This window comes from Gordonia sp. NPDC003504 (assembly GCF_053587995.1).
In genome coordinates, this window is sequence record NZ_JBSFPC010000004.1 from 281367 (window position 1) to 302549 (window position 21183).

The window sequence follows — 21183 nt, forward strand, 5'->3', positions numbered from 1 at the left end:
GTCTGCGGGCGCTGGGCCCGCCTGATCATTGCCGGTCGTCATCGGGTGCTGCTCGCTTCCGGGGTGCTGTGTTCGACATTGTGGTTCGGACCGGGCTGTTCGGGAGCTCCGGAGGTGACACCGACCGTGTCCGGATCAGCAGTGTCCGGACGGGCCGTGACGTCGGTGGACGCGGGCTCCGACTCGGTGGTGTCGGCGGCCAGCGCGTCGTGCACCACGGTCGCGGTGGTGACACCGATCCCGGGGACCTGGGCGATGTCATCGACCGAGGCCTCCCGCAGACGCGCCACCGAACCGAAGTGGGTGACCAAGGCGTTGCGCCGGGTGCGGCCGAGACCGGGCACGCCGTCGAGGACCGACTCGGTCATCCGTCTGCTGCGCTTGCTGCGATGGAAGGTGATCGCGAACCGGTGCGCCTCGTCACGGACCCGTTGTAACAGGAAGAGCGCTTCGCTCGACCGTGGCAGGATGACCGGTTCGTCGTCGCCGGGAACCCAGATCTCCTCTAGTCTCTTGGCCAGGCCGATGACCGCGACGTCGGTGACGCCGAGTTCGTCGAGGACCGCCGCGGCGGCGTGTACCTGGGGCGCGCCACCGTCGACGACGAAGAGGTTGGGCGGATAGGCGAAACGCCTGGGCTTGTGGGTATCCGGGTCGATCACCTGCGAAGCGACACCCTGCTCCTGATCGGCTCGATGCCGCAGGAAACGACGCCGGGTGACCTCGGCGATGGAGGCCACGTCGTCGGAGCGGCCTTCCCCGGCCGCCTCGCGGATCGAGTAGTGGCGGTAGTCCGACTTGCGGGGCAGTCCGTCCTCGAACACCACCAGCGACGCGACCACGTCGGTCCCCTGGACGTGGCTGATGTCCACGCATTCGATGCGCAGCGGCGCCTGATCCAGGCCGAGACCCTCTTGGAGTTCGGTCAACGCCGCCGATCGCGTGGTCAGATCACCCGCGCGACGTAACTTGTGCTGCGCCAGGGCCTCTGACGCGTTGCGTTCGACCGTCTCGAACAGGGCCTTCTTGTCACCACGCTGCGGCACTCGCAGGCTGACCCTGCTGCCCCGCAGGTCGGAGAGGAACTCGGTGAGCTCATCGACCTCGGCGGGCACGGCGGGGACCAGCACTTCACGCGGAACCGACTCCCCGCGGGCACGGTCGGAACCGACGGATACGGTGGCGTCGAGATCGACCTGCGCACCATAGAACTGGGTGAGGAACTGCCCGACCTGCTCGCCGAGCGAATCGTCGTCGGACTTCTCGACCACCCATCCCCGTTCACCGCGGACACGTCCGTCTCGGACGTGGAAGATCTGCACCGACACCTCGAGGTCGTCGCCGACCATGGCGATGATGTCGGCATCGGTGCCGTCACCGAGGACCACCGCCTGCTTCTCCATCGCCCGCCGCATGGCGCCGAGGTCATCCCGCAGTCGGGCCGCGCGTTCGAAATCGAGTTCCGTTGCCGCCGCGGTCATCTCGCGTTCCAGACGTTTCATCATCTGGTCAGTGCGGCCGGCGAGGAAGTCACAGAAATCGTCGACGATCTCGCGGTGTTCGGTGGCGGAGACCCGCCCGATGCAGGGCGCGGCGCACTTGTCGATGTAGCCGAGCAGGCACGGGCGATCGATTTGTCGGTGACGTTTGAACACCCCGTTCGAGCATGTCCGCGCGGGAAAGACCCGCGTCAGCAGGTCGACGGTCTCACGGATGGCCCACGCATGTGAGTACGGCCCGAAATAGCGCACGCCGCGTCGCCGGGGACCGCGGTAGACGAACAGCCGCGGATACTCCTCGTTGAGGGTGACCGCGAGCATCGGATAGCTCTTGTCGTCGCGGTAACGGACGTTGAAGCGCGGATCGAATTCCTTGATCCAGTTGTACTCGAGTTGGAGTGCCTCGACCTCGGTGCCGACGACGGTCCACTCCACCGATGCGGCCGTCGTCACCATCTGCCGGGTACGCGGATGCAGCGACACGATGTCGGCGAAGTAGGAGGTCAGCCGCGACCGCAGATTCTTGGCCTTACCGACGTAGATGACCCGCCCATGGGTATCGCGGAACTTGTAGACGCCGGGATCGGTGGGAATCGTCCCGGGCGCGGGACGGTAGGTACTCGGGTCGGCCACCACTCCAGGCTAGTCGTCCGTCCCGACAGGCGGGTCGCTCACTCGTCGCGCGGCCCCGACATGTCGGTCCAGACCCTCAATCCATCGGTCGAGCCGGGCGGAGCGCTAGCGTTGGCCGCCGCACTGAGCTCCGCCGACACAAAACCCCTGTCCGCCGGGCCGAGCTTGCCGTGGTCGAGGTCGAGACCCGGTGAGACAAGACTGAAACCCTTTCCACCCCAACCTCATCGGGCCATACACACCCTGCGGATAGAAAACACTTGCGAGTGGCGATGGGAGTCCATACGAGAACATATACGCCGCAACGGCTTTCTCGGGGGGAGGTGACATCAGCATGACAGACACCACCGACACTCCCCCTATGTCACGACCACTGCAGTTGATGCATCAACTCTCCGAGATCTTTGATGAGTTGGCCGAGACTCCGATGACCGCCTGCTCGGACCTCGAGGTGGTAGGGGCGGCGACACGCGGCGGCTATCGCTCCGGACCGGCTCGAACCAGCAGATCAGGGTACGCTCGCCGACCCACGTCGACTCGGCCAACCAGGTTGGGCTCTGGCTTCTTATCGAGTAGACCTGCGGTAGCGCTGTTCGATCTGGCGATAGCGCTCCATCGCGGCGACGGCGCGCTCACCATCCCCCGCCTGGATCGCGAGGACGGGCACGTGCTCATCCGCAGGAAGCTCGAGTTGGCCGCCGAACCCCTTGTCGGGGTAGGTCAATCCACGCACCTGATCCCAGGTGAAGAGTCGCTCGGTGGCGAGATTGCGAACCGACACCCCCCTGCTGCCCACTCGTAGCCGAGGTCTGGTGAGCAACATGCACGCACCAGCGATCACGATGCCGATGGTGATCACGGCGGCCTGATCCGACCAGCCGATGTTGTCGGGGCCGGTGTTGGAGATGGTCAGCAACAGCCCGAAGGTGATGTGGATGATCAGGACCACGACGGCGGCCGCGACCGCGATGACAGCGAGCCGACGCGAACGGTAGTCCATGTCCCACTCCGCGCTGCCGGTATCGGATTGGCCGGTCATCTTGGTATATCCGAGGTTTCGCGCCGCATCACTCACGAGGAGACGCCGGTACGCAGCGACCGCAAGGTCAACGCCGACGCCAACGCCGCGGTGGTGGCCTGAGCTCCCTTGTCCTCCTTGGAATCCGGGAGTCCGGCCCTGTCGAGGGCCTGTTGTTCGGTGTTGGTGGTGAGCACGCCATTGCCGACCGGTGTCGACTCGTCCAACGAGACGCGGGTCAGACCGGCGGTGACCGCGTCGCAGACGTAGTCGAAATGTGGTGTCTCACCCTTGATCACGACACCGAGGGCGACCACCGCGTCGTGGGTTCGGGCCAGTGCCTGCACGATCACGGGCAGTTCGATCGCCCCGGCGACGTGCACGATCGTGGGGTCGGTCACGCCATGCTGCTCGGCGGCACGAACGGCTCCGTCGAGCAGTGCGCGGCAGATCGTCTCATGCCATTGCGAGGAGACGATCGCCAGTCGCAGTGCGCCCGCATCGCCGAGGTCGAGGGTGGGTTCGCCGTGACCGCTCACGCGAGATCCCCGTCCCCGGCCGCCGCCGGCGCCTCCCAGGTGTCCAGCCCGGTCAGATCGTGACCCATCCGGTCGCGTTTGGTCTGCAGGTAACGCAGGTTCTCCTTGTTGGCACGTACCGGCATCGGGACCCGTTCGACGATATGCAGTCCGTAGCCGTCCAGGCCGACGCGCTTGGCCGGATTGTTGGTGAGCAGACGCATCGACGACACACCGAGATCGACAAGGATCTGAGCGCCGAGACCGTAGTCGCGGGAGTCGGCGGGCAGGCCGAGTTGCAGATTGGCGTCGACGGTGTCGGAGCCGGCGTCCTGCAGCTGATAGGCCTGCAGCTTGTGCAGCAGACCGATGCCACGACCCTCATGCCCGCGCATGTAGAGGACGATGCCGCGTCCCTCGTCGGCGACCATCTCCATTGCGGCGTCGAGTTGCGGACCGCAATCGCAGCGCAGTGAGCCGAACACGTCACCGGTGAGACACTCCGAGTGCACCCGCACCAGCACATCGCTGCCGGTGCCGTCCTCGCCGGCGATGTCGCCCTTGACGAGCGCGATGTGCTCGACGTCGTCGTGGATGCTGGTGTAGCCCACGGCCCGGAAGTCCCCGTGGCGGGTGGGGATTCGCGCATCGGCCACACGAACGACGTGCTTCTCGTGGCGGCGACGCCAGGCGATGAGGTCGGCAATCGAGATCAGTGCGAGGTCATGTTCGTCGGCGAAGATCCGGAGCTCGTCGGTCTGGGCCATCGCGCCTTCGTCCTTTTGCGACACGATCTCGCAGATGACACCGGCGGGGGTGAGTCCGGCCAGCCGGGCCAGGTCGACCGCGGCCTCGGTGTGGCCGGGACGGCGCAACACACCGCCTTCCTTCGCACGTAACGGCACGACGTGACCCGGCCGGGTGAAGTCCGCGGGCCCGGTCGTCGGGTCGGCGAGCAGGCGCATCGTGACCGAACGGTCGGCGGCGCTGATACCGGTACCTATGCCCTCCTTCGCGTCGACGGTGACGGTGTAGGCGGTGCCGTGCTTGTCCTGATTGATCGAGTACATCGGCGGCAGACCGAGCCGATCGCAGTCCTCACCGTCGAGCGGGACACACAGATACCCGGAGGTGTAGCGCACCATGAACGCCACCAACTCGGGGGTGGCCTTCTCCGCGGCGAAGATCAGGTCGCCCTCGTTCTCGCGGTCCTCGTCGTCGACCACGACGACCGCCTTGCCCGCGGCGATATCGGCGATCGCACGTTCGACCGTGTCGAGTTGGACTCTCTCGGTTGTGGTGTCACTCATCACTTCGCCTCTGTCTTGCTCTGGTGTTCGGTCTTCGTGTTCTGGGCGCTCTGCAGTCGCTCAACGTATTTCGCGATGACATCGACTTCGAGGTTGACCACAGCGCCCACCGATGCGGTACCCAGGTTCGTTTCCTGCAACGTTGTCGGGATCAGCGAAATTTCGAACCAGTCACCGGTGTCGTCGACACCGACGGCGGACACGGTCAGGGACACCCCGTCGACGGTGATCGAACCCTTCTCGACGAGGTAGCGACTCAGATGCGAATCCATGCCGATCCGTACGACCGTCCAGTTCTCTGACGGGCTGGTGGCCCGGATGGTGCCGGTGCCGTCCACATGTCCCTGGACGATGTGCCCACCGAATCGGCCGCCCGCGGGCATGGCGCGTTCCAGGTTGACGGGACTGCCGGGCTCGAGTCGGTCCAGCGAACTGCGGTGCAGGGTTTCGGCCATCACGTCGACGGTGAACTTCTCGTCGTCGTATTCGACCACCGTCAGACAGACACCATTGACGGCGATGGAGTCGCCGAATCCTGCGTCGGAGGTGACCAGCGGGCCACGGATGGTGAGTCGGGCGGCGTCGGTGAGGTCGTCACGACCGACGAGTGAACCCAATTCTTCGACGATGCCGGTGAACACCTGCTCCTCCTGTCGACCTTCACTCGGGAGCGGACAGGACGGCGCCGGTCGCCGTCATGTTCTCTCGCATCCGGACTGTGACCGTCGGCTCCGGAATCACACCGGAATCTGCTGACCCCGTCGGTGAGACGGGCGCTCGCGGGCTCGGTGCCGCAACTGCGACGCCATCACCGCCGGTGGGGAGTTTCACCCCGCCCCGAGAACGTACGACATCGACGCTAGCACGTGGGAAAACGCCGAACCAGTACGCCGGTCCACTTACGGTTCTCGCCGGGGTCGGGCGGGTAACATCACGCCGTGGATTGTCCCGGGCCGCTGCAGTCGGCCCGGCACTCGAGAAGGGCAACGCGAACATGGCCGATCCCAGAACGACGACGTCTCCCGGTGCGTCGCGACGCTCCCCCGGAAACGTGGTTGCCGGACTGCTGAAACGCTTTTGGCTCCCGCTGATCCTGATTGTTGCCGCGGTGATCTTCATCGCCCAGAACACCCAGCATGTCAGCGTCGACTTCCTGTTTCTGCAGATCAGTTCCTGGCTGTGGTTGATCCTCACGATCGTCGCCGTCGGCGGGGTGCTCGCCGGGTGGATTCTGGGCCGCAACGGAGCGCGAAAGAAGTCGGACTGACACCCGGCGGGCTTCGTCGTGAGGCGGCCCGGACCGGATCGGTGCGACGACTCAGTTCGACAACCGCGGACAGCGGCAGGTCAGCAGGATGTCGTCACCCAGTCGTTCGATTCCGTCGAGTCGCAGTCGGGTCGCATCCGACAGGGTGGTGACCGCGTCGCTGTGCACCGCTGACGCCCCGGCACCGAGGACGGTCGGGGCGAGGTAGGCCTCCACCTCGTCGACGAGGCCGGCGTCGAGGAACGCCCCGATGATGCGGGGACCGCCCTCCACGAGCACCCAGGTGGTGTCATCGAGTGCGGCGAGAACCTGCTCCGGGTCGTGGGTGTGGACGTGGCGGAACTCACCGAACGGACGGCTGATCGCCGCACCGTCCGGAATCTCTCTGTGCCCCACGGCAACCCGGATCGGCTGCCGGTCGGAGAGGGAGCCGTCGGGCAGGCGTGCCGTCAACGCGGGATCGTCGGCGAGCACGGTGCCGGTGCCGACGATGATGGCGTCGATCTCGGCGCGCTGCCGGTGCGCTCGGGCCCGGGCGACGCCACCGGTGATCCACCGACTCGTTCCGTCCGGGGCGGCGATGCGGCCGTCGAGGGTGGCAGCGATCTTCGCGGTCACCAGGGGCCTGCCGTACTGCTGCCGAAACAGCCATCCGCGCAACGGGCCCGACCGTGCGGCCGCTTCGCCGACGGCGTCGATCACCTCGACGCCCGCGGCGCGTAAGCGGTCGGCGCCACCGGATGCGGTGGGATTCGGATCGGCGACCGCGTAGACGACCCGACGCACGCCTGCCTCGATGAGCGCCACGGCGCACGGCCCGGTGCGGCCGGTGTGGTTGCACGGTTCGAGTGTGACCACCGCGGTCGCGCCGCGGGCGGCCTCACCCGCCGCCCGCAATGCCATCACCTCGGCGTGCCCCTCGCCGGCGCGTTGGGTGTGGCCGCGCGAGATCTCGGTGCCGTCGTCGGCGATGATGAGCGCCCCGACCGCCGGATTGGGTCGGGAAAGACTCAGCGCCAGAGACGAATAGGCGATCGCGTCGGCCATCGCCGCGTCGAGGACGGTCATCGGGGGCGCCACGGCGTTGCTCGCGGCTAGTCGACGCGCGCTGCGGCGGCCTTCTCGCGGAGCGCCGCCACCGCAGCTCCGGCATCCTCGGCTCCGTAGACCGCCGACCCGGCGACGAAGCAGTCGACGCCGGCCTCGGCCGCCTCGGCGATCGTGGCGTCGGCGATGCCCCCGTCGATCTCGACGAGCAGGCGCAGATCGCCGGAGTCGATGACCTTGCGGATCTCGCGGACCTTGCCGAGCACCTCGGGCATGAACTTCTGACCACCGAACCCGGGTTCCACACTCATCACGAGCAGGGTGTCGAACCCGCGCAGAATCTCCAGGTAGGGATCGAGCGGCGTGCCGGGCTTGATGGCCAGCCCGGCCTTTCCACCGGCAGCGCGGATGTCCTTCGCGACCGAGACCGGGTCGTCGGTGGCCTCCGCGTGGAAGGTGACGTTGTAGGCGCCGGCCTCGGCATATGGCGGGGCCCAGCGGCCCGGGTCCTCGATCATCAGATGACAGTCGAGCGGGATGTCGGTGGCCTTGAGCAGGCTTTCGACGATGGGCAGCCCCAAGGTCAGGTTGGGGACGAAGTGGGCGTCCATCACGTCGACGTGCAACCAGTCGGCGCGCGAGGGACCGGGACCGGACACGGCGGCGGCCTCGGCGGCCAGATTGGCGAAGTCGGCCGACAGGATCGACGGCGCGATCATCGGGGCAATCGGGGAACTCATGGCAGACAATTTACGCGGCCGGTGGTCGTACGGTGGGCACCGGTCACTCGGGCAGCGTCAGGATGCGCGGTCCGTCGTCGGTGATGGCGATGGTGTGTTCGGAGTGCGCGCCGTACGAGCCGTCGGCCAATCGCAGCGTCCAGCCGTCCGGGTCGGTGACCAGCTCGTCGGTGCCCAACCCCCACCACGGTTCGAGCGCCAGGGTCATTCCGGTCGCCAGTTTCAGCCCCCGATGCGGCCTGCCCCGGTTGGGGATGTGTGGGTCCTCGTGCATCGTCTTTCCCAGGCCGTGCCCACCGAAGTCGGTGTTGACCCGGTAACCGCCTCGCCGCGCGACCGCTCCGATCGCGGCGGACACGTCGCCGAGCCGATTGCCCGGCAGCGCGGCGGCGATACCGGCGTCGAGGGCGGAGCGGGTGGACGCGACGAGCGCGTCGATCTCGGTGGTCGCCGTTCCGACGGGAACAGTGATCGCCGAATCGGCGACCCAGCCGTCGATCGACACGGCGAGGTCGAGGCTGAGCAGATCACCGTCGGCGAGAACGTAATCGTGCGGAAGGCCGTGCAGCACAGCAGCATTGACGGACAGGCAGATGACATTGCGGAACGGCCCACGCCCGAAGGACGGCGAGTAGTCCCAGTAGCACGACACCGCTCCCCGCTCGTCGAGCATCGTGCGTGCGTGGTGTTCGAGATCCAGCAGGTTCACGCCGGGTTCGGCGCGTGCCGCGAGTGTGTGGAGCACCTCGGCCACAAATCGGCCCGTCACCGCCATCGCGTCGATCTCTCGGGGTGACTTGAGTTCGATCATGCCGGGCAATCCTTCGGTCGTCGGTATTTCAATACCAACGTACCAGGAGCGGTAAACAAATACCGTAGGCTGGGGACATGGTCCGCATCCCCCTGACACCGGAACAGATCGAGGCAGGCTGCCGACTCGGCGCCCTCTTGCGTTCCCAGCGCGCCGGCCGCGACCCGGAAGCCGTTGCGCGACAAGCCGGTATCTCGCCGGAAACCCTCCGCAAGATCGAGGTGGGGAGGATACCGAGTCCGAGCTTCGGGACCGTCGTGGCCATCTGCGACGCCATCGACCTGCCGATTCAGGTCGCGGTCGAGGTCTGGCGAAACGGTCCGGCAACGTCGGTCGCAATGTAGTCAGGTCGCAGCCACTCCGCTGACAGCGCTCTGCCCGTTACCTGACAGGTCCTCGAGCGCTGTCAGTATGTGGGCGAGCGCTGTCAGTGTGTGGGCGAGCGCTGTCAGTGGGTGAGCGAGCGCTGTCAGTCCTTGGTGATCGCCGCGAGGAACATGGCGTCGGTGCCGTGGATGTGCGGCCACAGCTGCACGTGCGGACCGTCGCCGACGTTGTCGGCACCGACCAGCGGACGCGCGTCGAGTTGCCGGGCACCGTCGACGGACGCGACGACCTCGTCGACCACACCGGTGGTCTCGGCGGGATGCGGTGAGCAGGTCGAGTAGACGACGATGCCTCCGGGCCGGACCAGCCGCAGCGCCTCGTTGAGCAAGTCCTTCTGCAGCGCAACGAGTTCCGGCACATCACTCGGCTGCCGACGCCAGCGCGCCTCGGGGCGACGACGCAACGAGCCCAAGCCGGTGCACGGGGCGTCGAGCAGGATGCGGTCGAAGCCGACAGCCAACCCGGTGTGTTCGACGATGCCGCGGGCGTCGGCCACATGCACGTCGACGGGCAGGTCGCGCACCACCCCACGGATCAGGTCGGCGCGGTGGGCGCTGACCTCGATGGCGTCGAGGTGGGCGTTGTCGATGTCGGCGATCGCGCCGATCAACGCGGCCTTGCCACCCGGTCCGGCGCACATGTCCAGCCAGCGTCCGCCGTCCTCGCCGATGTCGGCGACGGTGACCGCGCGGGCGACGAGCTGGCTGCCCTCGTCCTGTACACCGGCGTATCCCTGCCGGATGGCCTCGACGTCGCCCGGGTCGCCACCGGGGAGGTAGACGCAGTACGGCGAATAGCGACCGACCTCTCCCCCGCTGGTCAACGCCAACTCCTCGGCGGTGATGAAGCCCGGCCGGGCGACCAGATGCACCGGCGGGCGCTCGTCGTCAGCGGCCAACGCCGCCTGCAACTGCCCGTACGACCCGCCGAGCGCGTCGAAGAACACCTCCGCGATCCACCGCGGATGCGCGTAGCGAAACGCGAGATTGCCGAGGAGATCCTCGCTCATCGGCGGGGCGAGTTCGTCGGTCCACAGATCTTCGTCGCGTTGGGACACCTTGCGCAACACCGCATTGACGAATCCGGCCGGACCCTGCCCGTCCTCCGCACGCACCAGGTCGACCGATGTCGACACCGCCGCGTGTGCACCGATGCGGGTGCGCAACAGCTGATAGGTTCCCAGCCGCAACACGTCGAGGAGCTTGCCGTCGATCTCGGCGACCGGACGTCCGGCAGCCGCGACGATCACCGCGTCGAGAAGCCCCTGGGCGCGCGCGGTCCCGTAGGTCAGTTCGGTGGCCAGGGCGGCATCCCGCCCACTGATATGACGCTCCCGCAACAACTTCGGTAACAGGAGGTTCGCGTAGGCGTCGCGTTCGCGCACCGCGCGTAATACGTCGCGGGCGGTGGCGCGGACCGGGTCGACGGCCTTGTCACGGATCTTGGGATCGCCGCGGCCATCGCGGCCCGGCCCGGTGCGTCGCTGCTGTGCCCGAGGCTGCCCGCCGCGTCCGCGGCCCTGATCGCCGTACCGGTCTCCGCGCGGTCTGCTCACCCGAACACACTCCCCTCATCCAGTCGCGCGCCGCGCGCCCAATCGGTGGCCGGCATCGGCTTCTTGCCGGGTGCCTGGACCAGCCCGAGCCGCACCGGCGCGGTGGCAGTGCCCACGTAGACGGCCTTCTTGGTCAGATGCAGGGCCCCGGGAGCCAGCGCCTCGGGGGCCTGCGGATCGCCGGCGGTCAGGGCCACCGGACCGAGTTTCAGCCGCACGTCGCCCAGCGTCGTCCAGGGTCCCGGCGCGGGTGTGTGCGCACGAATCCGACGGTCCACGATGTGCGCGGGCAGATCCCATCGCACCGCCGCATCATCGACCTCGACCTTGGGGGCGTGGCTGATCCCGTCGGCGGGCTGCGGTTGCGGCACCAGCCGGCCCGCCTCGATGCCGCCGAGTGTGTCGGCGAGCAGGCCCGCGCCCGCCTCCGCCAGCCGGTCCAGGAGGTCACCGCTGGTGTCGGTGGCGCGGATGGTCTCGGTGAGCACGCCGTACACCGGTCCGGTGTCGAGGCCCTTCTCCAGCCGGAACGTGCTGGCACCGGTGGTCTCGTCGCCGGCGGCGATGGCGGCCTGCACCGGGGCCGCGCCACGCCACGCCGGCAGCACCGAGAAGTGCAGATTGATCCACCCGTGGGTGGGCAGTTCCATCAACGCCGGCGGTACCAGTCCCCCGTAGGCGACGACGGCGCCCACGTCGGGGGCCCACTGCGCGAGGGTGTCGGCGACCTCCGGCTCGGACAGGCGGCGTGGGGTGAGGACGGGAATCCCGTGCGTGTCGGCGAGTTCGGCGACCGGCGCGCGACGCACCTTGCGTCCGCGACCGGATACCGCATCGGGACGGGCGATGACGCCGACGATCTCGTGAGCGGGATCATCGATCAGCCGCTGCAGTGACGGCACCGCCACCTGCGGCGTTCCCGCGAACACGATTCTCACGTGTCATTCCTCCTCATCGCCGGCACATCTGCTCACATCACAACTCATCCGATGGTAGGCGGGTCGACCTGAACGCGGATCGGTCCGGTCTGTCGCGCCGCGTTGCGATGGACCTGTGCGGCCGCCAGCGCACGTGCGAGGTCGCGGCCGTGACGCCGATCGGTGCGAACGAGGAGTCGCTCGATCTCCCCGAGGTCCTCCCCATCGCTACCCGGAGGTGGACGGACGCCGTCGGGCAGCGGCACCGGCCCGAGCACGTCGGCCCCGGACGGAAGGTCCAGCAGGTCCATGAAGGTGTTCACCGACTCGGCGGGGCCGTCCACCGAGGCCATCGTGACGGCCGGCGGGAATCCCAGTTCGGTGCGGTGATCGAGTTCGGTGACCGCGAATCCGACCGGGTCCCAACGAATGACGGCCTGAACCGCGGGCAGCGACGAGTCGGCCACGATGACCACTGCCCCACCGTCGCGTCGGGACCGCACCTGCGCACCGATGGCCAGCCACCTGCGCACGGCGTCCTCCCCGGCACGCAGATCGGCGCGGTCGAGTTGTGCCCAGGTGTCGAGGATCACCGCGGCTCCGTATCCACCCGGCGCCATCGGCTCGGCACCCGGCGTGGCCACGACGACCCGCTTGCCCGCGGGCACCTCGTCGATGACGGTGCTCCCGCCACTGGTCACGACGGGCACCCCGGCGAACGCGCGGCCCAACTCCTCGGCGGTGCGACGCGCCCCGAGGGTCAGGGCCCGCACCGCGGTGCCCCCACATTCCGGACAGCGAAACGACATCTCGGCACGCCCACACCATCGGCAGCTCAGGGCGCCGTGCGCGTCCATCTGAAGCGGACCGTGACACGCCCGGCACCGGGCATGGGTGCGGCACTTGGCGCAGGCCATCGACGGGATGTATCCGCGTCGGGGAACGCTGAACAGTACCGGAGCACCCTCGGCGAGGGCCCTGCGCGCGGCCTCGAAGGCGACCGCCGGGATGCGGGCGGTACGGGCCAGCGGGTCGCGGGCGATACGGACGTCCTCGTCGGTGATGGCCTCCACGGCCGGACTGCGGTCCCGCACCACGGCGCGGTCGGCGACGAGGTCGTGGGCCCACCCGGACGAGACCAGTGCCTGGGCCTCCGCGGTCCGCGCGAAGCCACCGATGACCAGCCCGGCCTGCTCCTGATGGGCACGTAGCACCGCGACCTCACGGGGATGCGGGTACGGGGCGCGGGGTTCGTTCAGGCTGTCGTCACCGTCATCCCAGACCACGATCAGACCCAGGTCGTGGACGGGGGCGAAGATCGCCGATCGAGTGCCCAGCACGACGTCGGCGACACCACGCCGCGCCGCCAGCCACCGGCGATATCGCGCGGTCGGCCCCAGGCCGGCCGACAACGTGACACAGCGGTCGCCGAGCAGGGGTTCGCACGCCGCCGCGACCCGATCGAGGTCACGTTGATCGGGCACCACCATCACCACTCCGCGGCCGGCGTCGGCGGTGATCGCGGCCAGGTCGGCGAGTCGTTGTGGCCACGGTTCCGCCGGAGCCGCCTGCCACACCGCACGCGGCGCACCCGCGGCCAACGATTCGAGAAAAGACGCACCGGTGCGGTAGGTCGTCCAGTGACTCCGGTCGGGGACGACGATGGCGGTGGTCGGCGGTGGGCTCGGCTGCGCCTCGGTGCGCGCATGGCGTGGTGGCACGGCCAGCCGCAGCACGTCCGACATCGTTCCGGCGTACCGATCGGCCACCGCGCGCGCGAGGTGGCCGATCGGCTCGGTGAGTACCGGCTCCGCGGACACCACCCGATCGAGGAATCCGAGCTTGCCCTCATGCTCGGACACCTCGACCCGCTCGAGCAGGAATCCGTCGACGAGGCGTCCGGCGAAACGTATCCGGACCCGCACGCCGGGGACGGCGTCGGCGTCCTGGTCGGTGTCGATCAGATAGTCGAACGGGCGATCGAGGTGCGCCAGGCCGAGCATCGGCAGCACCTTGGCGATCGGTGCCGTCGCGGCACGTTCACGAGCCCCGGCACGCGTGGTACCGGCCACGAATGTGCGTCAGAGACCGGCGGCGGCGCGCAGCTTCTCGGCGCGATCGGTGCGCTCCCACGGCAGATCGACATCGGTGCGACCGAAATGTCCATATGCGGCGGTGGGACCGTAGATCGGACGCAGCAGATCGAGGTCGCGGATGATGGCCAGGGGACGCAGATCGAAGACCTCGGAGATCGCCCGCTGGATCGTGGCCGGGTCGGTCTTCTCGGTGCCGAAGGTCTCCACGAACAACCCGACCGGCGCGGCCTTGCCGATGGCGTAGGCCACCTGGACCTCGATTCGGTCGGCCAGTCCGGCGGCGACGGCGTTCTTGGCGACCCAGCGCATCGCGTAGGCGGCGCTGCGGTCCACCTTCGACGGATCCTTGCCGGAGAAGGCGCCACCGCCGTGGCGGGCCATGCCGCCGTAGGTGTCGACGATGATCTTGCGGCCGGTCAGTCCGGCGTCACCCATCGGTCCACCGAGGACGAACTTGCCGGTCGGATTGACCAGCAGTCGCACTTCGGAGGTGTCGAGGTCGGGCAGTTCGAGGTCGGCGAGGACGCTCTGGAGGACCTGTTCCCGCAGATCGGGGGTGAGCATCTTCTCGAGATCGATATCGGCGGCGTGCTGGGTGGAGATGACCACGGTGTCCAGGCGGACCGGCTTGTCGCCGTTGTATTCGATGGTGACCTGGGTCTTGCCGTCGGGTCGCAGGTAGGGCAGCACACCGGACTTGCGGACCTCGGTCAGGCGCCGCGACAGCCGATGCGCGAGGGCGATCGGAACCGGCATGAGCTCGGGGGTCTCGTTGGTGGCGTACCCGAACATCAGACCCTGATCGCCGGCGCCCTGGGCGTCGATCTCGTCCTCGGAGATTCCGCTGCGGTTCTCGTGGGAATTGAACACCCCACCGGCGATGTCGGGTGACTGCGCGCCGATCGCGATGTTCACCCCGCAGGAGGCGCCGTCGAAGCCCTTGGTCGACGAGTCGTACCCGATCTCGAGGATCTTCGCGCGGACGATGCCGGGGATGTCGACGTAGGCGTCGGTGGTGACCTCACCGGCGACGTGCACCTGACCGGTGGTGACGAGCGTCTCCACCGCGACGCGGGCCTTGGGGTCGTCGGTGAGGATGGCGTCGAGGATCGAGTCGCTGATCGCGTCACAGATCTTGTCCGGGTGCCCCTCGGTGACGGACTCGCTGGTGAAAAGGCGTGACGCGCTGCTGGTCATCGGATCCTCTCGGGTCATGTCGGCGGTTCACCCCGACTGTCGGGGGCCCTCTCCGGTGGTGGTGTCAAAACTACTAGAGCGGTGTGACACGGGTGGTTCGGGTGTCAGGCGCCCGATCCATCAGGCACCAGCGAACGGACCGCGTCAAGAATCCGGCTCGCCATGAGTGTTTTCGATCCCGGCGGCAACGCCGTTTCCTCCCCCGTCGCCGCGAGCAGCCACCCGGTGTTGTCCTCGGTGCCGAAGGCCCTGCCATCGCCGACCGCGTTCACCACGAGCAGGTCGCAGCCCTTGCGCTTGAGTTTCGCACGTCCGTGGTCGAGGACGCCACCGGTCTCGTCGCCGGTCTCCGCGGCAAATCCGACGATGACCGTGTCGCCGGCGATGTCGCCGGCATCACGCGCCTGCACCAGTCCGCGCAGGATATCGGGATTGGTGGTCAGTTCGATGGGCGCGGGACCCTCGTCACCCTTCTTGATCTTCGACTCGTTCATCGTGACCGGGCGGAAGTCGGCGACCGCCGCGGCCATGATCACCACATCGGCGTCCGCGGCGTGCGTCGTCATTTCGTCGGCAAGCTCGCGGGCGGTGGAGATCGGCACGATGCGCACCGCGGGCGGCTCGCCCGCCCCCTTCGTGGAACCGGCGACGACGGTGACCGATGCGCCGCGTTGGGCTGCGGCACGCGCCAACGCGAAACCCTGCTTTCCGGAGCTGTGATTGCCCAAAAACCGCACCGGGTCGAGGGCCTCGCGGGTACCGCCGGCGCTGATGAGCACCCGCAGGCCGGTCAGATCGTAGGGCAGCGCCTCGGCGCGATCGAGGAGCAGTTCACCGATGAGGGCGATCTCCTGCGGTTCGGGTAACCGGCCGGGACCGGAGTCGGTCCCGGTGAGGCGGCCCGACGCCGGGGTCATCACGACGTTGCCCCGGTCCCGCAGGGTCGCGACATTGGTCTGGGTGGCCGCGTGACGCCACATCTCGGTGTGCATCGCCGGTACGTAGAGCACCGGGCACGTGGCCACCAGCAGGGATGCGGTCAGCAGGTCGTCGGCGCGTCCGGCCACGGCACGCGCCATCAGGTCGGCGGTGGCCGGGGCGATGATCACCAGGTCGGCGTGCTGCCCGAGGCGGACGTGCTCGACCTCGTCGACCCGCTCGAACACCTCGGTGCTGACCGGGTTCCCGGACAGCGCCTCGAAGGTGGCGGCACCGACGAATTCCAGCGCGGCGCGCGTCGGGATCACCCGGACATCGTGCCCCGCCTCGGTGAAGTGGCGGATCAGCGAGCACACCTTGTAGGCGGCGATCCCGCCTCCGACGCCGATCAGGATGCGTTTGCGGCCCCGCGCAGTGGAACTGGTCGGGGCCGCGTCTGCCGTCACTCCGGTCATCACCGGCGGCGAGCTCTACTCGCCCTCGGTGTGCTCGAGCAGGTCGGAGTGGATCTCACGCATCGCGATCGACAGCGGCTTCTCCTGCAGACCCGGCTCGACCAGCGGGCCGACGTACTCGAGGATGCCGTCACCGAGCTGGTTGTAGTAGTCGTTGATCTGCCGCGCCCGCTTGGCCGCGTAGATCACCAGCGCGTACTTCGACGACGCCCGCTCGAGCAGATCGTCGATGGGTGGATTGGTGATACCCAGCGGAGTGTCGTAGGCCGGTGCGTCGGCGATCTCGGTCATGTCGAAATTGGTCTGTGCGCTCACGCGAACTCCTGCCGTGGTGTGCGGATGTCGATCAGGCGGCCTGGTGCCGGGCGGTCCCGCTTCGGGTCGGCCCGACCGCGCTGGGTCTCTGGGTCCCGGACGGACGTGCCGCTCGGGGGTTGTCGGCGATCAGTGACTCGGTTCGGCACTCCGGTGCGACCCGGGATGCGTCTCCGGTCGATGCTGATCAGGCCCGACCAGCAAGGATACCAATTCATCGGCCGCGGAGTCGACTCGGGAGTTGACGATCACCTCGTCGAACTCGCCTTGCGCGGCCATCTCCGTCCGTGCGGTCGCCAGTCGGCGGTCGATCTGCTCGGGACTCTCGGTCCCGCGCCGACGCAATCGGGCCTCCAGCTCGTCCCAGCTCGGCGGTGCCAGAAACACCAGCGTGGCCTCCGGCAGTCGTCGCCGGACGTTGCGGGCGCCGACGAGGTCGACCTCCAGCAGGACCGGCACACCGGAGGCCAGGGCCTGTTCCACGGGACGCAGCGGCGTCCCCGAACGCTGCAACCCGCCGTGGATGTCGGCCCACTCGAGCAGTTCGTCATCGGCGATCATCCGGTCGAACTCGGCGCGGCTGACGAATCGGTAGTCACGTCCGTCGACCTCGCCCGGTCGCGGGTCGCGGGTGGTGGCCGACACACTGAACCAGAGGTTCGGGACCGCGTCGCGGACCCGCGCGACCACCGTCGATTTCCCCACGGCAGAGGGGCCGACCAGAACAACCAGCCGACCCCTCGTACGTGTGGGTAGCGAACCCGTCACGCTGCCGTTCTCGGCGTCGTGACTCAGGAGCTGAACTTCTCGAGCAGCGCCTTGCGCTGACGATCACCGAGGCCACGCAGGCGGCGCGTCGGGGCGATCTCCAGCTCGGTCATGATCTCCTGTGCCTTGACCTTGCCCACCTTGGGCAGGGCCTCGAGCAGGGCAGAGACCTTCATCTTGCCCAGGATCTCGTCTTCTTCGGCGTCCTTGAGCACCTGCTTGAGGTCGGTGCCGCCACGCTTGAGGCGCTCTTTGAGCTCGGCGCGTACTCGGCGTGCGGCAGCAGCCTTCTCCAACGCAGCGGCGCGCTGCTCGTCTGTCAACTGGGGAAGCGCCACGGTTTCCTCCGTCTTTCGTTCTCGATCTGGACTGCACCGGCACCGTGTGGTGCCCGGTGGCGTGTGGCCGCTCGGCTCGGGTGCTCATCGGTCTCGATGACCAAGCACTCGCCGTAAGGGCGCGGCGAAAGCGACCGTACCCATCTGAGCAGGCATTTGCGAGGGCCACCCCGGGTTTGCGTCGCGGGGGCGATGCTGTAGGCGGCTCACGAATCGGCCGCGTGGCCGCGGCACGATCGTCGACAACGCTACCCCATCGCCGACGTACATCGTGCACATCACCGCAGGTGACGGGCCTGTCGTTCGGCGCACGTGGCTGCCCGTCGCTTCTCCGGTTCTGTCGCGGCGACCATTGCGGCTGAGCCCCGTGTGACGTGTGGGACATCGACGGACGGGTCGAACTTTCTTCGGCCCGCCCAGCGTGTCGTGCGGCGATGCGACCTCGCATCGCGTGTCGGCGCCGTCGGTTACTGTCGGCACATGCGACGGTGCACCGGGCCAGAAACCAGTCGATCCCGCGCCCACACCCGGCCCGGGATCGGGTCACCGGGGTGAGCACCTGGGCCCTGCGGGTCGAGCGCTACCGTGACGACCTCGTCGACGCCGTCACCCAGGTCTACGGCGCGTCGTCGCGGCCCACCCTGATCCCCCGACTTCTCGGTACGGCCGAACGCGCCTTCGCGGCCCGATCCGCCGACCTTCGCGAACTCGACGAACGCCGACTGCTGCGACCCGACTGGCTCCAGCAACCCGACATGGTCGGCTACGCCGCGTACACCGAACGGTTCGCCGGCACCCTGGCCGATGTCGCCGACCGCGTCGGCCACCTCCGCGAACTCGGCGTCACCTATCTGCATCTGATGCCGCTGCTGGCGCCGCGTCCCGGTGACAACGACGGCGGATACGCAGTCGCCGACTACCGTCGCGTGCGTCCCGATCTCGGCACCACCGACGATCTCGCCGCTCTCGCCGCCATCCTGCGGGCGTCGGGGATCAGCCTCGTCGTCGACCTCGTGCTCAATCACGTGGCCCGCGAACACGAGTGGGCACGTGCGGCCGTCGCCGGCGACCCGCACTATCGTGACTACTTCCTCACCTTTCCCGACCGCGACGAACCCGACCGCTACTCCGCGACGTTGCCGGAGGTCTTCCCCGATTTCGCCCCGGGGAACTTCACCTTCGACACCGAGATGAACCGGTGGGTGTGGACGACATTCCACTCCTGGCAGTGGGATCTCAACTGGGCCAACCCCGACGTGCTCGTCGAGTTCGCCGAGATCATTTTCTTCCTCGCCAACCTCGGCGTGGAGGTGGTGCGCCTGGACGCGATCGCCTTCCTCTGGAAGCGGATGGGCACCGACTGCCAGAATCAGCCCGAGGTCCACGCCATCACCCAGATCCTGCGCGCACTGACCCATATGGTGGCTCCCGCTGTCGCGTTCAAGGCCGAGGCGATCGTCGGGCCCGCGCAGCTCGTCGCCTACCTGGGCGTGGGGCGACACTACGGACGGATCAGCGATCTCGCCTACCACAACTCGCTGATGGTGCAGATCTGGTCGATGATCGCCTGCGCCGACACCCGGTTGGCCGCGCACGCGCTCGGCAGTCTGCCGCCGACGCCGGCGACCGGCACCTGGATCTGCTACGTCCGCTGTCACGACGACATCGGCTGGGCGATCGACGATGCCGATGCCGCGGCGGTCGGACTCGACGGCGCGGCACACCGGCGATTCCTCTCCGACTGGTACAGCGGGGAATTTCCGGAATCCCCCGCGGCGGGACTGGTGTTCCAGGCCAACCCGCGCACCGGCGACCGCCGGATCAGCGGTACCGCGGCCGCTCTGACCGGCCTGCAGACCGCCATCGATGACGCCTCCGTCAACGCCGCTCTGGGCCGAATGTTCTTGATACACGCCATCATCTACGGGTGGGGCGGAATCCCGGTGATCTGGAGCGGCGACGAACTGGGCACGCCGAACGACGCGCACTGGGCCGCTGAACCCGGCCACGCCGACGACAACCGCTGGGCACATCGTCCGCGCCTCGATCCGGCGCGGCCGGCCCTGCGCGACGATACGACGACGGTCCCGGGGCGCTTGTTCGCCGGCCTCCGCCATCTGGGACGGATCCGTTCCTCGCTGCCGCACCTGCACGCGCGAGTCCCCAGCGAGATCGCGTGGGCCGACGGACCGGTGCTGGTGACACTGCGGCGCGCGCCGCTGGGGCCGATGATCTGCGTCTACAACGTGAGCGCTTGCACGGTGTCGTTCCCGGTCGAGGTGATCACCGGCCACGGATTCGCCCGGCCGTGGGATGTGATCTCCGACCGGGCGGTCACCGCCGACGCCGATGGGCTGCTCTGGTTGACGCCGTATGCGGCGTGGTGGGTCATCGAGACCGCACCAGAACCCGGCGTAGCGTGAGGCCCGTGACGGCATACGAGCAGAGCGAATCCGAGCAGCGGGTGGTGAGCGCTTCCCGCGGCGTCGATGCCGACGCCGCGGCGATCTTCGAGCTCATCGCCGACCCGGCCCGGCAACCCGAATGGGATGGCAACGACAACCTCGCGCAGGCACCGACGGGTCAACGTGTCCGCGCCGTCGGGGATGTCTTCACCATGGAGCTCACCACGGGCGCGATCCGGGAGAACCGGGTCACCGAATTCGTGGAGGGCCGTCGCATCGCGTGGATGCCCAACGAACCCGGACAGGCCTGTCCCGGACACCTGTGGCGGTGGGAGCTCGATCCCCTGGCCGACGGGACGACGCGGGTCACCCACACCTATGACTGGACCCGACTGGATGACGAGAAGCGCCTGGTGCGGGCGCGGGCCACGACACCGGATAGGTTGGCTGAGTCCATCCGACGATTGGCCGCCATCGCCGAACAGGGTTCCGATCGTCGATAACCGGGGCATCGACCTATCACGCGGGCATCGTCATCGGCACCGCTGTCGAGCCGCGTCGGCGCTGACCTCGCGGCCGTCACCGAAATACCTCAGCTTCGTGACGCCGGGACGCATGTTCACACCCGTGTACACGTGCACCGCACCCGAGTCGCGAATTTCGCGGAGGAGATCTGGGCATACTCGGCTCCCCACGGCACCGACATCGACGGGTCCGCGGTGACCTCGACGTAGACGACGGCTTCTCCGACGACCGAGATATCGCGGAAGTACGCGGTCACCGATCCCGGAGAGCCCGAGGTAGTCAGCCCGAGGTAGTCAGCCCGAGGTCGTCATCCCCGAAATCGTCATCACCGTCGACCCGGCCGACGACACCACGTCGACCGCGCGCGGGTCGTCTCCGCCGCCGCATCCCGCGAACAGTAGCGTCGCGGCGGGATCCAGACCCACCCCGCACGTCGCCTCCCG

At 68.3% G+C, this 21183-nt stretch carries 22 protein-coding genes and 1 riboswitch; of the genes, 4 read left to right on the forward strand and 18 right to left on the reverse strand.

Annotated features, from left to right (window positions below):
• Positions 1-38: 38 nt before the first annotated feature.
• From uvrC to ACWDPV_RS10680, 5 genes are all read right to left on the reverse strand, one after another.
• The gene (gene uvrC / locus ACWDPV_RS10660; protein ID WP_449742925.1) at positions 39-2132 is read right to left on the reverse strand and encodes an excinuclease ABC subunit UvrC; all 2094 of its coding nucleotides are present in this window, start codon (positions 2130-2132) and stop codon (positions 39-41) included.
• Between the two features lie 565 nt (positions 2133-2697).
• Complete coding sequence (locus ACWDPV_RS10665; RefSeq protein ID WP_449742926.1) at positions 2698-3171, reverse strand: PH domain-containing protein; 474 nt, start codon at positions 3169-3171, stop codon at positions 2698-2700.
• 32 nt (positions 3172-3203) lie between these two features.
• Entirely contained in the window at positions 3204-3689 is a 486-nt protein-coding gene (gene ribH / locus ACWDPV_RS10670; RefSeq protein WP_449742927.1) for a 6,7-dimethyl-8-ribityllumazine synthase, read from the reverse strand.
• Positions 3686-4978 (reverse strand): bifunctional 3,4-dihydroxy-2-butanone-4-phosphate synthase/GTP cyclohydrolase II, encoded by a 1293-nt coding sequence (locus ACWDPV_RS10675; RefSeq protein WP_449742928.1) that lies wholly within the window; start codon positions 4976-4978, stop codon positions 3686-3688. The genes ribH and ACWDPV_RS10675 overlap by 4 nt, the downstream gene beginning before the upstream one ends.
• Positions 4978-5619 carry a riboflavin synthase gene (locus ACWDPV_RS10680; protein ID WP_449742929.1) on the reverse strand — a complete coding sequence of 214 codons (642 nt, stop codon included), beginning with the start codon at positions 5617-5619 and terminating at the stop codon, positions 4978-4980. Before ACWDPV_RS10680 ends, ACWDPV_RS10675 begins: the two co-directional genes overlap by 1 nt.
• A 54-nt stretch (positions 5620-5673) precedes the next feature.
• Positions 5674-5827: riboswitch (FMN riboswitch) on the reverse strand.
• A gap of 145 nt (positions 5828-5972) precedes the next feature.
• Between ACWDPV_RS10680 and ACWDPV_RS10685 the strand changes: the two genes are divergently transcribed.
• Entirely contained in the window at positions 5973-6245 is a 273-nt protein-coding gene (locus ACWDPV_RS10685) for a lipopolysaccharide assembly protein LapA domain-containing protein (RefSeq protein WP_449742930.1), read from the forward strand.
• A 51-nt stretch (positions 6246-6296) separates the two neighbouring features.
• On the opposite strand, the gene ribD is transcribed toward ACWDPV_RS10685, so the two are convergent.
• From ribD to map, 3 genes are read right to left on the reverse strand one after another with little or no spacing between them, the layout of a single operon-like run.
• Positions 6297-7313 (reverse strand): bifunctional diaminohydroxyphosphoribosylaminopyrimidine deaminase/5-amino-6-(5-phosphoribosylamino)uracil reductase RibD, encoded by a 1017-nt coding sequence (gene ribD / locus ACWDPV_RS10690; protein WP_449742931.1) that lies wholly within the window; start codon positions 7311-7313, stop codon positions 6297-6299.
• Positions 7314-7339: 26 nt separating this feature from the next.
• Positions 7340-8032 (reverse strand): ribulose-phosphate 3-epimerase, encoded by a 693-nt coding sequence (gene rpe, locus ACWDPV_RS10695; RefSeq protein ID WP_449742932.1) that lies wholly within the window; start codon positions 8030-8032, stop codon positions 7340-7342.
• 43 nt (positions 8033-8075) lie between these two features.
• Positions 8076-8843 carry a type I methionyl aminopeptidase gene (gene map / locus ACWDPV_RS10700; RefSeq protein ID WP_449742933.1) on the reverse strand — a complete coding sequence of 256 codons (768 nt, stop codon included), beginning with the start codon at positions 8841-8843 and terminating at the stop codon, positions 8076-8078.
• Positions 8844-8920: 77 nt separating this feature from the next.
• Here map and ACWDPV_RS10705 point away from each other — a divergent pair, with 77 nt between their 5' ends.
• Entirely contained in the window at positions 8921-9187 is a 267-nt protein-coding gene (locus ACWDPV_RS10705) for a helix-turn-helix domain-containing protein (RefSeq protein WP_449742934.1), read from the forward strand.
• Positions 9188-9312: 125 nt separating this feature from the next.
• Here the strand turns inward: ACWDPV_RS10705 and ACWDPV_RS10710 are convergent, their stop codons facing one another.
• The 8 genes from ACWDPV_RS10710 to mihF all read right to left on the reverse strand — a co-directional run bounded on the left by ACWDPV_RS10710 (position 9313) and on the right by mihF (position 17810).
• The gene (locus ACWDPV_RS10710; protein ID WP_449742935.1) at positions 9313-10785 is read right to left on the reverse strand and encodes an RsmB/NOP family class I SAM-dependent RNA methyltransferase; all 1473 of its coding nucleotides are present in this window, start codon (positions 10783-10785) and stop codon (positions 9313-9315) included.
• The gene (fmt, locus tag ACWDPV_RS10715; RefSeq protein ID WP_449742936.1) at positions 10782-11723 is read right to left on the reverse strand and encodes a methionyl-tRNA formyltransferase; all 942 of its coding nucleotides are present in this window, start codon (positions 11721-11723) and stop codon (positions 10782-10784) included. Before fmt ends, ACWDPV_RS10710 begins: the two co-directional genes overlap by 4 nt.
• 44 nt (positions 11724-11767) lie before the next feature.
• Positions 11768-13705, reverse strand: a complete 1938-nt coding sequence (locus tag ACWDPV_RS10720; RefSeq protein ID WP_449743002.1) for a primosomal protein N' — start codon at positions 13703-13705, stop codon at positions 11768-11770.
• A 78-nt stretch (positions 13706-13783) separates the two neighbouring features.
• Positions 13784-14995, reverse strand: a complete 1212-nt coding sequence (gene metK, locus ACWDPV_RS10725) for a methionine adenosyltransferase (RefSeq protein WP_449742937.1) — start codon at positions 14993-14995, stop codon at positions 13784-13786.
• A 104-nt stretch (positions 14996-15099) separates the two neighbouring features.
• On the reverse strand, positions 15100-16389 hold the full coding sequence (coaBC, locus tag ACWDPV_RS10730) for a bifunctional phosphopantothenoylcysteine decarboxylase/phosphopantothenate--cysteine ligase CoaBC (RefSeq protein ID WP_449742938.1): 1290 nt from the start codon (positions 16387-16389) through the stop codon (positions 15100-15102).
• A gap of 15 nt (positions 16390-16404) precedes the next feature.
• On the reverse strand, positions 16405-16704 hold the full coding sequence (rpoZ, locus tag ACWDPV_RS10735) for a DNA-directed RNA polymerase subunit omega (RefSeq protein ID WP_348803699.1): 300 nt from the start codon (positions 16702-16704) through the stop codon (positions 16405-16407).
• A gap of 129 nt (positions 16705-16833) precedes the next feature.
• Positions 16834-17472 (reverse strand): guanylate kinase, encoded by a 639-nt coding sequence (gene gmk / locus ACWDPV_RS10740; protein ID WP_449742939.1) that lies wholly within the window; start codon positions 17470-17472, stop codon positions 16834-16836.
• 23 nt (positions 17473-17495) lie between these two features.
• The gene (gene mihF, locus ACWDPV_RS10745; RefSeq protein ID WP_020791706.1) at positions 17496-17810 is read right to left on the reverse strand and encodes an integration host factor, actinobacterial type; all 315 of its coding nucleotides are present in this window, start codon (positions 17808-17810) and stop codon (positions 17496-17498) included.
• Positions 17811-18361: 551 nt separating this feature from the next.
• Here mihF and ACWDPV_RS10750 point away from each other — a divergent pair.
• Together ACWDPV_RS10750 and ACWDPV_RS10755 are read left to right on the forward strand one after the other, a co-directional pair.
• Positions 18362-20233 (forward strand): alpha-amylase family protein, encoded by a 1872-nt coding sequence (locus ACWDPV_RS10750; protein ID WP_449742940.1) that lies wholly within the window; start codon positions 18362-18364, stop codon positions 20231-20233.
• A 41-nt stretch (positions 20234-20274) separates the two neighbouring features.
• Positions 20275-20718, forward strand: coding sequence for an SRPBCC family protein (locus ACWDPV_RS10755; protein WP_449743003.1), 444 nt, complete (start codon positions 20275-20277; stop codon positions 20716-20718).
• Positions 20719-20834: 116 nt separating this feature from the next.
• Here the strand turns inward: ACWDPV_RS10755 and ACWDPV_RS10760 are convergent, their stop codons facing one another.
• Positions 20835-20996: a hypothetical protein gene (locus ACWDPV_RS10760; RefSeq protein WP_449742941.1), complete on the reverse strand. Its 162-nt coding sequence runs from the start codon at positions 20994-20996 to the stop codon at positions 20835-20837.
• Positions 20997-21033: 37 nt separating this feature from the next.
• The gene (locus tag ACWDPV_RS10765) at positions 21034-21165 is read right to left on the reverse strand and encodes a hypothetical protein (protein WP_449742942.1); all 132 of its coding nucleotides are present in this window, start codon (positions 21163-21165) and stop codon (positions 21034-21036) included.
• Positions 21166-21183 lie beyond the last annotated feature (18 nt).